The organism is Ruegeria sp. BHSA191 (assembly GCF_059613325.1).
Window position 1 is genome coordinate 342,837 of the sequence record NZ_JBXWSH010000001.1, and the last position, 12,411, is coordinate 355,247.

Sequence of the window (12,411 nt, forward strand, 5' to 3'; positions counted from 1 at the left end):
CCTAGCCCACGGTCATTCGCGCCGCGGGGCCCGGGCCATAGCTGGCCGAAACCTGCGCGACCTCGAAACCATAGGAGCCGGCGATACCGTCGGCGGATTTCATCGCGGCCGTATAGGTCCAGCTCGGAACGGAGACCACCTCTTGACGCACCAACGCGCCGCCGGTGCTGACGCTAACCAGATAGGCCTCGGATTCCTCACCCAGGGGCACCTCGAGAAAGCTCCAGTCGTCTCCGTCGATCCGGGTCCGGCGAACCCAGGTCAGATGGTCGTCGCCTGCCGAATGCAGAGCGCGCAGATGCACCGGCGAATAGGGGCGCAGTGCGTTGCCGTCGAAGGTTTCGACCCTGTGGGTGTAGGACTCGTCGTCGTAACCCCGCGTTGCCGGCCCGATCCGGAAATGCCGCTCGACGCGACGCTCGGTGCGGGCGAGGCTGGCCTGATAGATGCGCTCGTCCAATAGGACGAAGACCGACCCTACCGGCCAGTAGTCCGGCATCAGGGCATCGGTGCCCAACTGGCCCCGCAACCGCCCCGACAGGTCGTAGACACCGGGTTCCTGCAACTGCGCGTCGGCGAACTGGAACAGCTCCCAGTTGCCGGCGGTTCCATCTCCGATGGCCGCCAGATTCGCCCCGTTCAGCAAGGTAGCCCGCGACTGCGACTGCAGCACCCCGTCAATAAGCCTGACCCGCAAGGGGGCGCCTTCGTCCCAAACCCCGGCCGCAGCCCTGGGCAGTTGGGTTTCGGCAAATCCGATCACGGCCTGTCCCGGCAGAACGTCGCGCAATTCGTACCCCTCATCCCGATCCGAGGCATAGACGGCAACGCTGCCCGGCCAGGGGTCGGCCGTCGCCGCAATAAAAGGAGCGTGCGGCTTTTCCGCACCGGTGATCAGCGGCAGATCCAGGAAATAGGACAGAACCGGTACCGGCGCGGCATAGGGCTTGGCGCTGGCTCCGTCATCTTCCATGTCCGACCGGTCATAGACCGCCGGCTCGATCCGGACTGCGTCCACCAGCTGCAGGTCGGCCTGCTCGACCCGGTCGATGCGATACAGGGCATTCGACGCCGCATTCGCCGAAGGCAGGCGCACCACGTCCCCGGCGCCCAAGTGCATCAGTGATGGCGGTAGCGCAAACCGAACCGTGTCGCGCGACACGCGTGCCTCGGACAGCCAACGTTCGACGGTCTGTCGCCCCTCGGCCCGGGTCATCGACAAGGGCATTTCATTCACGGCCACCGAGTGGGTCCGGTCATCGGGCATCACCGCCTCTTCCGACACAAGGTCGTGGTCGGAATCCGACTGCACGAACCGCAAACGCACACGGCCCGCCATTTCCGCTTCGGCCTCGCGCAGGTACTGCACGCGCCCTTCGATCTCGGGGCTTTCCGCGATCTGGTCCAGTTCAAGGTCGTGTGAATGCCGACCCTCGCGCATACGGAACACCAGCATCCCGTCGCGCTCGACCGCGTCGAACCCATAGCGCAGCATGAGCGGTTGCAAGGCGGAGCGTGCATCCGACACGTCTTCGACCGCATAGCCCCGCACCACGCCGTACAGGCCCGACACATCGATGTCGGTCACCCCTGCGCCATGGCAGATTTCGGTCACAACCGAGGCCAGAGTGCGCGACCCAGACCGCCCGTTCAGCCAATGACCGCGCGCATAGTTGGCCCCATCGCTCCATTGCGAGCGCAGATTCGGAAAGGTCGGATAGGGCCGCGCATCCCAGGCCCAGACAAAGGCATTCGACACATCCACCATCGGCCCGCCATAGATCTCGGAAACCGGATTCACCTGCGGATCCGCCCAATAGCCCAAGGTGGCCTTGAGGTACTGAACCTGAATGAAGTCATCGCGCAGCCCGTTCGAGTACCTGGGCAGGTCCGATTCCGAGGATTTCGGATCCACGAACTTGTTGGGCTGGTTGGTTCCCTTGTCGATAGCCGCGCAGCCCAGTTCGGTGAACCAGATGGGCTTCGACCTGGGCACCCATGCGGTGGGCACCGGCTGCCGCATCCCGCCGATGCGTTCGTGATGCGGCTTCGACCACCAGTTCCGGATGTCCTTGTACCGCCAGATCCATGGTTCGCCATGTTCGGCATCCTCGATCGGGGTCCGGATCTGGGCGTCGCGCTCCTCCGGCGAGGCATAGTACCAGTGATAGCCCTCCCCGCCTTCGATATTGGCGCGCAGATACCCAAGGTCATAGATCGACCGCGCACCGGATTTGGCGTCAAGATGCCCGTCTCCGTCGCGCCAGTCCGAGATCGGCATGTAGTTGTCGATCCCGACAAAGTCGATGTTGTCGTCGGCCCATAGGGGATCCAGGTGAAAATACCGGTCTCCGCTGCCGTCGCTCGGTTGATAGCCGAAATACTCGGACCAGTCGGCCGCATAGCCAATCCGGGTCTGCGGCCCCAGAATCTGGCGCACTTCGGCCGCGAGGGTCCGCAGCCGGTCCACGGCCGGAAATCCCGACGCGCCGCGGATCTGGGTCAGGCCCCGCATCTCGGACCCGATGCAGAACGAGTCGACCCCCCCGGCCGCTTTGCAAAGGGCGGCATAGTGCAGGATGAAGCGCGCAAGCCCCCATTCCTGCGGCCCCGAATAGGTGACGGTGCCCGCGCCGATTGAGAAATCCGACGCCTTGGCCGCGCCAAAGAAGCTGGCCACCTGCGCGTCGGCCTGAGCCGTTCCGTCCACAGACCCGTCCCGCCCCGGCGCAACGTCCAGCGTGATACGCCCACGCCAAGGCAGATGTGGCTGATCGCCCGCATCGGACCACGGGTCCGGCAGGCCGTTCCCCGGCAGTTGATCCATCAGGATGAACGGATAGAACATGACCCGCTTGCCCGTGGCCTTGAGGTGCGCGATGGCTTCGATGACCGACACGTCCGCCGGGGTCCCGCCATAAACCGGACGGCCGTCAATCTCCTCAACGACCGCAGCCGCGCTGCGAGCCACCCCGGCCACGTTCCACGGCATGTTCATGCCATCGACATCCCGTCGCAGAACCTTGGGTCGAATGCTGCATTGGCCGCACCGCAGATCATCCCCAAACCATGACACGACCAACGAGGCTGCTTCGCAAGCGGGCAATTCCCGGCGCAACGCCCGCAGCGAGTCGACCAAATCCGGCTGGCCGGACGGCGCGTTGACATTTGCGGCCCAGGTTCGCCCCTTCCCTTTTCCATAGTTCACCTGACTGCTGGCAAGGGTGTATTCGCCCGTGCCCGGCATCAGGGCAACGCCCTTCACGATCCGTTGCAGCTCGCTCTCATAGTTCGGCATATCCTCCTGATCGGGGCGGATCACCTCGAACGAGAACTGCGGCACGCGGTTGCCGAATCTGCCGAGTTGCAGGTCCTCGATCACCACATAAGCCGTGCCGCGATAAGCCGGCACGTTGCCCGTGCCCTCGATCGATTCAATCAACGGGTCGGGCAGTTGAGTATCCGTCCCCCGATAGATCCGCATGTTCACGCTGGTGCGCTCGATTTCCTCACCATCGACCCAAATGCGCGAAACGTCGGCGATTTTTCCTGCCCCGACCGCAATCGCCAGCGACACCGAGTAGCTGTAACTGTGGGTGGCCGTCGTCACTTCGGCGGGTTTGGGCGTGCCCTTGCCGCCCCCGGCAGACTGCGTCGTGGTCGTGGTCGACCGCGTCTCCAGAAAATCCGAAGCCCAGATGACCTGCCCGCCCACGCGCATCCGGCCGAAAACGGTGGCCACGGGCGCGCCTTCGCCGGTCTCGGTCAGGCGGAAGCGGTCCAGCCGCCCGGTCTCGACCACTTCGCTGCCGCTTCCCATCACCGATTGGCTCATCAGGCGCTGGTCGATCACACGGCCCAGCGTGGCGCCGATGGCACGGCCGACGATCGCCGTGGACAGGCCGGCCACCGTTCCGCCGATGGACCCGCCCAGCGCGGCCCCGGCCGCCGATAACAGAATGGTCGCCATCAGGTGTCCTCCAAAGGAAAATCAAAACAGGCGACCACCCGGCGGCGCCAAGGATCGCTCAGAGCGTTTTCAACCACCCCATGCCCTGAATAGGCATGGATGAAGCGCGGGACCGGGCCGGTCTCGCTGACGATGCCCAGATGCTTGGCAACGCCTCGGTCGCGCATGCGGAACAGCAGCACCGCTCCGATGGCCAGGCTAAGGTCAGGACGTTCGATCAGGTGGCGTTGGGCAGCCACCCACATCCGCTCCTCGCCCTGTAGCTCGGACCAGTCCTGGCTGTAGGCCGGTACTGCTTCGGGCTCGTCCCCGATTGCGGCGCGCCACACGCCACGCAGCAACCCAAGGCAGTCGGTACCCGCCCCCCTGACCGAGGCCTGGTGGACATACGGTGTCCCCAACCAGCGGCGCGCTTCGCTTACGATGTCATGTCGGGTCGGCATCACCGTCGGCTCCCTCCTTTGTACGGTTTTCCTTTCTTGGGCACGGCCATCACCCAGTCTTCGCCTGGCAGGTCGGGAAATCCCTGAAAGTTCAGAAGATTGTCGAATTTCAACCGGCAGGTTCTCATCCGTTTGTCGCAACCCGCCGTCAGCCGGACGCGATCACCGGCTGAAAGGCGCCCACCGATCCCGGACCACAGCATAACCTCGCGCCCACCCGAGACCGGCCGATCCGTCTTGATCGTCGCCCACAGCCCTTGCGATGCGCCGCTCAGCACATCCAGCCGGCCCCGATCGAACCAGCCCGCGTCAATCTCCTCGGCCCCTTCCAGGCGCAAGACCGGGCCGTCGCCGACCGCGGCGATCGCGACCTCAGCCCAATAACCGGGCGTGGTCGTGTCGAACTTGCAGGCCTTGTCGCCCAAAATCGCGGTGCAGGGTTTTTGGTAGATCCGCCCCAATGGCCGGTTCAGCCGGTCGGTCAGCCCCCGCAATTCGGCATGAAACGCGCGCCCGGCCCTCCGCAACTCGCCGATCGAGCCGCGAAACTGCAGCATCCGCTGGTCCGGCGCGGCCCAGTTGACCAGCCAGGCCCGCACCTCGGCGCCGTCGAACCGGCCGGCCTCGATATCTTCGTCGCGCACGGCCGCATCGGTCAGGGCGCCCATGGCCTCGGAATTGTCGATCGACAGGCCCGTTGCCTGTTCGATCGCCGAGGCCGTCAGACCGGAGCTTGCCTTGAACACCAGTCCGTCAAAGGCCAATTCGCGGTCATGGTCGGTGAACCCGAAGGACACGCCATCGGTTCGAGTGATCGCCCAACAGCGGCAGACCGTAGTCATGCCGGACTGAAGATGGGTCAGCAATGCCTGCTTGTCGCCGCTCATCAGACCCGCACCTCCACCACCGGAACATTGGGTACGTCGCCTGCCTGAAAGCTGGCCACGCTGACCTGGATCCTGTCGGTGTCGAAGCGCACCGGCACGTCGAACTCGAACCCGGCGGTCACTTCGACCCCCTCGGCCGGCGGGACCGCGAATTGAATCAGACCGCGATTCAGGTCCACCTCGAAATCGACGCCCTCTCGGGCCTCGTCCTGATCGAGCCCCACCTTGACCGTACCCAGCACCGGCTTGACGATGGGCCTGACATAGCTGACCCCGCCCGAGGCATAGGTCTTGACCAGTTGGAACACGGTCGTGACCCCGTCGCCTTGACCGATCACCTGGTCGCCCATGTCGACCTCGGCAGTGGCGGCGCAGGACTTGTAGTCCGACCAGTCCCTCCAGCGAAAGCCGTACATCTGCCCCTTACGCGCCTCGAAAAAGGCGATCAGCGTCTGGATGTCGTCCAGCGACCGCATCCCCAAACCGGCGTCATAGCGCCGCCGCGAATGCGCCCAAGGCGTGTTGCGTTCCTCGAACCCGTTGGCCAGCGTCACGATATCCGTGCGCCGCTCGGGTCCGCCGACCGAGCCGAAACTCAGGCTGGCGGGAAATCTGACTTCGTGGAAATTCATGTCCTGCTCCCCAAATTACCGGTTGCGATTGCCGCGCCCCAGGGCGCGGCTCATCTGGGCCGCGATCTGGCCCTGGCTGCGGCGGAAGCCTTGAACGTCGGGCGTGGTGATGTTCATCACCACGTTCACCGCCCGTCCGCCGCCGGAGTTGCGCACGCCCAGCTTGCCGTCGGGTCCGCGCGCCAGCGGCATGATCGCCTCGGGGCCGGCCTCGCCCATCAACCCGGTCGCACCGCGCATCGGAAACATGGTGGGCCCGGTGACCACGCCGCCATTGGCAAAGGGCATGACGCGCCCCTGGGCGAAACTGCCACCGTCGGCAAAGGGCAGCAGCCCCTGCACCAAGCCGCCGACCGTATTGGCCAGCATGCCACCGAAATGATCCGTCACCGGCTTGATCGCTGCCGAATAGGCCGTGCGGATCATCGAGTTCTTCAGAACGTCCAGCGCCTCCGACAGGTTCATGCCGTCCAGAACCACGCCGTCGAATGCCTTACGCAGCCCGGTTGACATGCCGCGTTCCAAGGTGGCGACATCCTTCCCGGTCTCTTCAAAAGCGGCGCTGATCCGCTTCATCTGGGCATCGAAGGCCGCCGCCATCGTGGCGGCATCGCCCAGGGCATCGCCCAGCGCCTCGCCGCGCTCCTGCAGGTCGTCAAACCCGTCATTTTCCGCCATCACGCTCTCCTCGTATCTTGTCGGGCCAGGCGGCCAGCAGCTTCTCCAGCCGCGCCCGGTTCATCGCCGGAATCCCGCGTCCCTGCCCCAGCATCAGCCGCAGTTCGGCCGGGGTCAGACGCCAGAACTGATCCGGCGTCAGCCGCAGCCCGTGCAGCCCGGCCCGCATCAGGCCGGGCCAGTCAAAGCCGCTCATGACTCACCCGGCACCATGAAGGCCCGCGCCAGCAGCTCGGCCGCCGCCCGCGCCGCGGCCATCGGGCCGCCCTCGATCTCGGCCCGCAGCATGTCGGCGCGGGTCACATCCGCCCCGCCTCCGCGCAGCCCCGCCAGGATCAGCGCCAGCACGTCACCGCTGGAATAGGCGCCGCCCTCAAACCGCTGCACCAGTTCCACCAGCGACCCTGCGCCCAGCTCCTGCTCCAGCTCGGCCAACGCGCCCAGCGTCAGCTTTAGCAACCGGCGCTGGCCATCGATCACCAGCGCCACTTCTCCCGCCCACGGATTGACCATCACAGCGCCACAAAGGTCAGGGCGCCGGCGCTGGCCAGGCTCATCTCATAGGTCGCCTCGCCATTGTGCGAGCCCGCATACTCGATCCCGGTCACCTGGAACGGGCCTTCGACGATGCCGAAATCAGGGATGATCACCTGGAAGGCGGGCGTTTCACCATCAAAGAACAACTGCCGCGCGCGTTCATCCGTGCCGGCGTCCTTGAACACGCCCGATCCGGAAATCGAGGCCGACTTGACCCCCGCCCCCGACAGCAACTCGCGCCAGCCGCCCTGGCTTTCCAACGTGGTGACATCCACGCTTTCGGCGTTGAAACTGATACGCGTGGCCCGCAGCCCCGCGATTGTTTCGAACAGACCCGTGCCGTTCATGTCCACCTTGACCAGCAGGTCCTTACCGTTCTGGGCACCCATATGCTCTCTCCATTGATTGCTTAGTTGTCTTCCACGCGGGCGCGGAATCTCAGGTCGATCTGCCGGATCGCGCCGCCGGTCCCGGTGCGCCGGGCCGAGGCCCGCTCGAACCACAGCCCCACCAGCCGCCCCCGATCCAGCGTCAATGCGGCGTCGTCCAGCGCGTCGCACACGGCCCCAGCCAGCGTCTTGGCCGCGCCGAACCCGGCGGCCTCCGAGACCACAGATACGGTGAAGCGATGCAAAGTGCCCTGCCCCGTCTTGTCCGAAGCCTCGCGCACCTCTTCGGGGCCAAGCGTCACGTAGATCTGAGGAACCGTCCCCGAAGGCACCGCGTCATAGATCGCGCCGCCGCTCAGCGCGCCCACCTGGGCATCCGCCACCAATTGCTGGAACACCGCCGCCTGCAGCGCCGCCGAAACGCCATAGCTCATGCCGCCACCTCCTCATCCGCGAAACAGGTCAGATAGCGCCCGGCCGCGTCGTATTCGGCCACGGCACGGATCACGAAGCGCCGCTCGCCCTCGCGAAACCTCTGATCGGGCGCCGGGCGCATCGACGACCCCTCGGGCGCGCCGCGCACAACGATGCGGTAACTCACGCGCGACACCGGCACATTCGCGACCGCGCGTTCCGCCCCCGTGCGGGCCGTCACCTTGGCCCACAGCGTGCCCAGAGGTGTCCATGTCTCGGCATAGCCGCCCGCACCGTCGGCCACCCGCACCGGGGCCTCCAGCACCAACTGCCTGTTCAGACGGGGCACGCTCATTGCATCACCCCCGCGCCAAAGCGCACCATGCGAAAGCGCTGGATCAGGCTGGTCACGCCGAAAGGCATGCAGCCGTCGCCCAGGCTGGTCTCGTCGCGGTATTCATAGTAATGCGCCGCCAGCAGCAGCACCGCTTGCCCCAGATCGGCCGGCAGTCCGCCCCAGTCCGCCGCCATCCCGGCCGTCAGCGCGATGGTCGCCTCTCCACCGTTGGGAATGGCGGGCAGGCGAGCCCCCATCGGCCGCAGGCAGGGACGCTGGCTGTCCCGCTCCAGACGGTAGGTCCCGGGCGCCACCACCTGCTCGGCGCCAAGCGCGTCAGTCAGCATCACCGCGTCGATACTCGTCACCGGCGCAACCGGCAGGACCTCGCCCGCGTCGTTGCGCCACCGGCTTAGCGTCCAGGTGAAACTGCGCGATATCAGCACCTTGCCCGTGCGCGCCTCGATCGCGGCCATCGCCGCCCGCAGGAACCCCTTCAACACGTCGTCCTGCAGGCTGGTCTCGGCAAATCCCGTGCCCAGCCGCAGATGCGCCTTGAACTGATCCACCGGCAGCGCCGCATCCGCGATGGCGGTTTCTTCGATCAACATCATCCATTCACTCCGCAATCTCGGACCCCTCCGGGGGCCGCATCCTTGGAAAATGGCGGGCACGTGCCGCCCCACGTTGCTCGGACGGAGGGGAGCAGCTAGACAACGCGGGGGATCTCACCCCGGCCCGCGCCCGCCGCCCGAGGGACCGGCCCACCGGCCCCCCGGATCCGTCACCGCTTAGGCGGTGCCGAATTTCACCAGCTTGATCGCGGCAAAGTCGCTGATGTCGCCACCCACGCGCTTGGTGGCGTAGAACAGGACATGCGGCTTGGCGCTGAACGGGTCGCGCAGCACGCGCAGGTCGGGGCGTTCGGCGATGGTATAGCCGGCCGAGAAGTCACCGAAGGCGATCGAGAAGCTGTCGGTGCCCGGATCCGGCATGTCCTCGGCGATCAGCACCGGATAACCCATCAGTCGCGCAGGCTCACCCGCGGCCAGGCCATCCGACCACAGGAAGCGGCCGTCGGCATCCTTGAGCTTGCGGATTACACCCGCGGTTTTCGAGTTCATCACGAGGGTGCCATTCACGCGGTACTGCGCGCCTAGCGCATAGACCACGTCAACGATCGCATCCGCATCGATGCCGCCCGCGACACCGGTTGGCACATAGCCCAGGTTGCCCCAGGTCCAGACATCATTGTCCACCGCCGGATGGCTCAGAATGCCCTTGGGCTTGTCGATGCCGTCGCCGTTGATGAAGGCCGCCGCCTCGGCGCGGGCGAACTTGTCGGCGATGCGGCCCGCCAGCCAGCCCTCGACGTCGAATGCGCTGTCATCCAGCAGCCGCTGCGAGGCCTTGGGCAGCGCGCTCAGCTCGTGCAGCGGGATCGAGATGCGGTCGATCGACGGGGTGCCGGTCTCGGAGGCGGCCGCGGTTTCATCGGCCCAGCCCGCGCCCACATCGGTGTGGTCGATCAGCACGTCGAACGAATTGGCCTCGACATTCACGACCGACGCGATCGAGCGGATCGACGCGGTGGATTTCAGCACCGACTTGATCATCTCGGCGGTCTGCGGATCGACCAGGTAACCGCCATCGCTGTTGACGGCCGTCGACAGCGACTTGGCCTCCATCTCCAGCCCGCGCAGAGCATCGTCGTCGCCCGAGCGCACATAGGCGTCAAAGGCCTTCTGGTGCGGCGCTTCGTCCAGGGTCGAGGCCGCAAGATGCGGGCGCGCCGCGATGGTTGATTTACGATCCAGCATGGTCAGTCGCTCTTCTGTCTGTTGCAGTTTATGTTGAACTTCAGCCTTCAGGCCTTTGAATTCACTCACGAAGCCAGCCATCGCCTGCTTCACCTCCTGAACCAGGGGCACACCCTCTCCGGTCAAGGCCGCGGTCTCGGTCTTGCTCATCAGCACTTCCTTTCTGGGTGGGGATTGAGGCGCGCTAGGTTCGCGCCAGCTCCTGCCGGGCGTTCTGGAACACCTCGGCAATACTGCGCCAGGTGTCCTCGGCATCGGGGTCCGTCCCCTTTGCCGCCACCCGCGCACTGGGCAGCATCGGGAAGGTCACCAGCGACACCTCCCACAGCTCCAGTTCCGTCAAGAGCCGCCGGCCCTTGTCATCCTTCACGGCCCGCTTTGTGCGATAGCCGATCGACAGCCCGTCCAGCGCACCCGCGCGGATCAGCTCGGCCGCTTCGCGCCCCTTTTGGGTGCTTTCCAGCAACCGCCCCTTGACCCACAGGCCGCGCTCGTCCTCGCGCACCTCGTCCCACACGCCGATGGGCTGGGTCGGATCGTGCTGCCAGAGCATCTTGACCCGCTGACCGGCCGCCTTCAGCCCGGCCAGCGATGCGGCATAGGCACCTTTCTGCACCACGTCGCGGCCTTGATCAACCTGGCCGAACAGGCTGGCATAGCCCTCGATCACCGCGTCCTCGGTCACCGACAGCCCATCGCCGAACCGCGCGAACTTGCGTTCCAAATCCATGAAAAACTCCTCGTAAGCAACTGAATTCATGGCGCTACCGTCAGGAATGACTGGAACGCCTGCGCCAGGATCACCGCCGCCACGCCATAGACCGTCAGCCACAACCGCCGCTCCAGCCGTTCCATCATTTCCTCGATCTGATCCAGTCGCCTGCACAGATGCGCATGCTGGATCTCGGCCACCCTCTCGTGCGCGGCCAGACGCAGGCCCGGCGCGCAGTCAAAGGGCGGATATCCCGGCGTGTCAGCCATCCGCCGTCTCCGCCAGCGCCGGCAGGCCCAGCAGAGCACGCTTTTCGGCATCGGTCAGGAAATCGGCATTGGCCACCCGCGCCCATTGCGCATCGCGTTCCGCCGCCAGCGCCGGCACCTGGTCCAGATCGGGCTTCAGCACCAGATCTTCGCCGGTAAAGCCCGACAGCCAGTCCGACAACGCCGCCGCCACCCGCGTCACCAGGGGCAGAACGGTCAGGCGATAGAACGCCCGGTTGGCCTCCTGATAGTTCGAATAGGTCGCGTCGCCCTGGATCCCCAGCAGCATCGGCGGGACACCAAAGGCCAGCGCGATCTCGCGGGCGGCGGCTTCCTTGGTCTTCTGAAACTCCATGTCCGAGGGCGAAAAGCCCATCGGCTTCCAATCCAGCCCGCCTTCCAGAACCATCGGACGCCCGGCGTTGCGCGCGCCGCGATAGTTCGCCTCGATCTCGTCGCTCAGACGGCGGAACTGTTCCTCGGCCATCACGCCCTGCCCGTCGCCGCCCTTCCACACCAGCGCCCCCGAGGGCCGCGCGGCATTGTCCAACAGCGATTTCGACCAGCGCGAGGCGCTGTTGTGCACGTCGATTGCCATCGCCGCCGCCTGCAGGGGCGAAAAGCCATAGTGGTCATCCTGCGGGTGGAACGACTTGATATGGCAGATGGCTTCGGCCGGGAACCGGTGCGTCTTGCCCCCGGCGGTGTAGTCATAGGCCCTGGGCCAGCCATCCGCCCCCGGCACCACGCTCATCCGTTCCGAGCGCAGCACATGCAGCTCGACCGGCAGCCCGCCCTCGGCCTGCACCGCCTCGACATAGGCGTTGCCCGACAGCAGCAACTGCCCGAACAGCGCCTCCAGCAGCTCGGCCTTGCCCTGCGCCGCGTTCGGACGGCGCATCAGACGCAGAACCGGGTGCGTCTCGTACCGTTGCGCGTCGTCCTGCAGCACCAGAGGCAGCGCCGCCGCGGCCTCGGCAATCAGCTTGACCGACCGGAACCCCACCGGGTTGCCCGTGAACCCCGCGCGCGTCAGCGAGACGGTGTCCCGCGGGCTCCAGGCAACGCGACCGCCGGTCTGCCAAGCCACCACCGGCCCGGCTGCGCTTACTTTTGCCTCGGGGGTTTTCTCAGCCGATCCACGACGCAAGAAATCGAATACCATGTCCAGATGCTCCTTTCTGCCGCCGCTCTGCCCGGCTTGTTGAAAGGAGTTATGACGGAAAGATCTTTAAGCCTCGGGAATGGGGCGTACGGCGGTTGCGCAACGGCGTCGGAGCCTATGCCTTCAGGTTTTACCTCGGCATCAACCAGAAATGCGCT

The 12,411-nt window shown here is 65.9% G+C and carries 15 protein-coding genes; all 15 read right to left on the reverse strand.

The features are described from left to right. Window position 1: 1 nt before the first annotated feature. Window positions 2-3,970 carry a baseplate multidomain protein megatron gene (locus tag AC2FNS_RS01700; RefSeq protein WP_496797368.1) on the reverse strand — a complete coding sequence of 1,323 codons (3,969 nt, stop codon included), beginning with the start codon at window positions 3,968-3,970 and terminating at the stop codon, window positions 2-4. Beyond that, window positions 3,970-4,413 (reverse strand): C40 family peptidase, encoded by a 444-nt coding sequence (locus AC2FNS_RS01705; protein ID WP_496711454.1) that lies wholly within the window; start codon window positions 4,411-4,413, stop codon window positions 3,970-3,972. Before AC2FNS_RS01705 ends, AC2FNS_RS01700 begins: the two co-directional genes overlap by 1 nt. After that, window positions 4,413-5,300, reverse strand: a complete 888-nt coding sequence (locus AC2FNS_RS01710) for a phage/gene transfer agent baseplate hub protein (RefSeq protein ID WP_496686471.1) — start codon at window positions 5,298-5,300, stop codon at window positions 4,413-4,415. Before AC2FNS_RS01710 ends, AC2FNS_RS01705 begins: the two co-directional genes overlap by 1 nt. Beyond that, on the reverse strand, window positions 5,300-5,932 hold the full coding sequence (locus tag AC2FNS_RS01715) for a phage distal tail protein, Rcc01695 family (protein WP_496711453.1): 633 nt from the start codon (window positions 5,930-5,932) through the stop codon (window positions 5,300-5,302). The genes AC2FNS_RS01710 and AC2FNS_RS01715 overlap by 1 nt, the downstream gene beginning before the upstream one ends. A gap of 15 nt (window positions 5,933-5,947) precedes the next feature. After that, window positions 5,948-6,610 carry an RcGTA-type gene transfer agent tail tape measure protein gene (locus AC2FNS_RS01720; RefSeq protein WP_496711452.1) on the reverse strand — a complete coding sequence of 221 codons (663 nt, stop codon included), beginning with the start codon at window positions 6,608-6,610 and terminating at the stop codon, window positions 5,948-5,950. After that, window positions 6,597-6,806: a rcc01693 family protein gene (locus AC2FNS_RS01725; protein ID WP_496686478.1), complete on the reverse strand. Its 210-nt coding sequence runs from the start codon at window positions 6,804-6,806 to the stop codon at window positions 6,597-6,599. The genes AC2FNS_RS01720 and AC2FNS_RS01725 overlap by 14 nt, the downstream gene beginning before the upstream one ends. After that, the gene (locus AC2FNS_RS01730; protein WP_496681106.1) at window positions 6,803-7,123 is read right to left on the reverse strand and encodes a gene transfer agent family protein; all 321 of its coding nucleotides are present in this window, start codon (window positions 7,121-7,123) and stop codon (window positions 6,803-6,805) included. Before AC2FNS_RS01730 ends, AC2FNS_RS01725 begins: the two co-directional genes overlap by 4 nt. After that, window positions 7,123-7,536: a phage major tail protein, TP901-1 family gene (locus AC2FNS_RS01735; RefSeq protein WP_496686484.1), complete on the reverse strand. Its 414-nt coding sequence runs from the start codon at window positions 7,534-7,536 to the stop codon at window positions 7,123-7,125. Before AC2FNS_RS01735 ends, AC2FNS_RS01730 begins: the two co-directional genes overlap by 1 nt. A gap of 20 nt (window positions 7,537-7,556) precedes the next feature. Then, on the reverse strand, window positions 7,557-7,970 hold the full coding sequence (locus AC2FNS_RS01740) for a DUF3168 domain-containing protein (RefSeq protein ID WP_496711451.1): 414 nt from the start codon (window positions 7,968-7,970) through the stop codon (window positions 7,557-7,559). Continuing rightward, complete coding sequence (locus AC2FNS_RS01745) at window positions 7,967-8,305, reverse strand: phage head closure protein (RefSeq protein WP_496686490.1); 339 nt, start codon at window positions 8,303-8,305, stop codon at window positions 7,967-7,969. The genes AC2FNS_RS01740 and AC2FNS_RS01745 overlap by 4 nt, the downstream gene beginning before the upstream one ends. Next, the gene (locus AC2FNS_RS01750) at window positions 8,302-8,901 is read right to left on the reverse strand and encodes a head-tail connector protein (RefSeq protein WP_496711450.1); all 600 of its coding nucleotides are present in this window, start codon (window positions 8,899-8,901) and stop codon (window positions 8,302-8,304) included. The genes AC2FNS_RS01745 and AC2FNS_RS01750 overlap by 4 nt, the downstream gene beginning before the upstream one ends. A 177-nt stretch (window positions 8,902-9,078) precedes the next feature. Continuing rightward, window positions 9,079-10,257 carry a phage major capsid protein gene (locus AC2FNS_RS01755; RefSeq protein ID WP_496711449.1) on the reverse strand — a complete coding sequence of 393 codons (1,179 nt, stop codon included), beginning with the start codon at window positions 10,255-10,257 and terminating at the stop codon, window positions 9,079-9,081. A 34-nt stretch (window positions 10,258-10,291) separates the two neighbouring features. Then, entirely contained in the window at window positions 10,292-10,837 is a 546-nt protein-coding gene (locus tag AC2FNS_RS01760) for an HK97 family phage prohead protease (RefSeq protein WP_496711448.1), read from the reverse strand. 26 nt (window positions 10,838-10,863) lie between these two features. Continuing rightward, window positions 10,864-11,088, reverse strand: coding sequence for a GTA head formation protein, RCAP_rcc01685 family (locus tag AC2FNS_RS01765; RefSeq protein WP_093962401.1), 225 nt, complete (start codon window positions 11,086-11,088; stop codon window positions 10,864-10,866). Beyond that, on the reverse strand, window positions 11,081-12,253 hold the full coding sequence (locus AC2FNS_RS01770) for a phage portal protein (RefSeq protein ID WP_496711447.1): 1,173 nt from the start codon (window positions 12,251-12,253) through the stop codon (window positions 11,081-11,083). The genes AC2FNS_RS01765 and AC2FNS_RS01770 overlap by 8 nt, the downstream gene beginning before the upstream one ends. Window positions 12,254-12,411 lie beyond the last annotated feature (158 nt).